Source organism: Bartonella sp. AA1HLJMS (genome assembly GCF_042197445.1).
GTDB lineage: Bacteria > Pseudomonadota > Alphaproteobacteria > Rhizobiales > Rhizobiaceae > Bartonella.
The window spans coordinates 1-1,412 of the sequence record NZ_JBHIRW010000175.1 but is presented as its reverse complement, the minus strand read 5'-3'; the positions used below and the strand labels follow the sequence as shown (position 1 = coordinate 1,412).

The window sequence follows — 1,412 nt, the reverse complement described above, 5'->3', positions numbered from 1 at the left end:
AAGCTTTACAAAAGCGATCACCAAAGCGTCCTCCCCATCGTTAAAAAGGTCGTTGGATAAAATCACGAATGAAGTAGGGGATCAAAGCTGTCTCCTTCTTTATTCAAGCGGATGACACTTTAAATAAGGCAGCATTCAAGGTGTTGGAGCCGATATTATCGCTGGGACCAATCCTGTTTATGCAAATGGTGAGCAGAGCGGGAATATCACCTTGGGAGAAGGTAAAGATATCATTTTTGAAAGTGTACAAAACCAGCTCGTGGGTGTTGCTACAGCCCTTGGCTCTTAAGACGATTCATAAGAATCATTTTTACTCCTTTCTTCTATAGTTTTTACCCACACATCAGCCCCGCTTATGATGTGCAAGCAAGTGATTTTGATTGATTCAAGATAAACAGATTTGAAATGAGAGAATCCTACGTTATTCGGGAGGCTAATTCAATATAAATAACGCTAGATTATTATTATAAATCAATATTTTGTTATATAAAAAAACTAATCCGTGGGAGATTGTTGGAAATGTTGGAACTATCCTTGGTACTTTTGCTGGGCTTAGCAACATCAGAGCGAAAGAAAATATCGTACGCGTAGGGCAGCGAGATGGATACAAACTCTATGAGTATAACTACAGGGGCTATCCAGAGCGTTATCGCGGGGTGATGGCACAAGATGTTTTGAAGTCAAAACCTGAAGCTGTTTTCTTGCATAAGGCGATAGGTTTTTTGCATGTAGATTATAGCAAGCGTGGCTGCGAGATGGAAAGGGTGCAGTGATGGAACAAGAAAACACAAATTCTCTTTTAAAGTTGTTTGATCCAAAATTTTTGCGTCCTTTAATGTATCAGGTTATACCGCAGTTACCTAGATATTTATTGCAACAACGCTCGATGCCTCCAAGCACGCCGTTGGAAGGACGATACAAGCCAAGTTTTTTAGAACGGGCTGCTTGTCGCACAGACCCTTTTGATGCGAGCAATGGGGATAATACTCCGCAAAAATTGAGTCCTACAGAGCTTATTCGCGGTTCTCAAGCAGGGACAGAACAAGCTGGGAAAAAACGCCAGCAGAATTGATTATGTCTACAGATGATTTAAAGCGCCAAATGCCTCCATTGCCCGATGTTTCAAAGGATACTGTTAAGATACAAGAGGTACCAGAGCAACAAAAACATGATTTTTCAGAGCAGAGAGGTGTTGCATCAATGATTCCTCAATCTCCACTTGTTGGGAACATTGATCAGTCTAGTGGGGGTGAAGCTGGGCGACAGCAAAAAAATGTGATGGATTATATTGCTCAACTTAATGAGAAATCTATAGCGGAAAACTCTTTGAAAAATGATTCTGGAAATGATGAGGAAAAGCTTTTTGATGCACCTATAGGAGAAGAAAAACATTTGAATGCACACTTACCAGA

1 protein-coding gene and 1 pseudogene are annotated in these 1,412 nt (G+C 40.6%); both read left to right on the top strand.

The window, feature by feature from the left end; genetic code table 11:
- The first annotated feature begins 772 nt into the window (after window positions 1-772).
- On the top strand, window positions 773-1,072 hold the full coding sequence (locus ACFIQE_RS10370) for a hypothetical protein (RefSeq protein ID WP_375706628.1): 300 nt from the start codon (window positions 773-775) through the stop codon (window positions 1,070-1,072).
- A gap of 2 nt (window positions 1,073-1,074) precedes the next feature.
- Window positions 1,075-1,412: pseudogene (locus ACFIQE_RS10365) on the top strand (hypothetical protein); the annotation flags it as partial.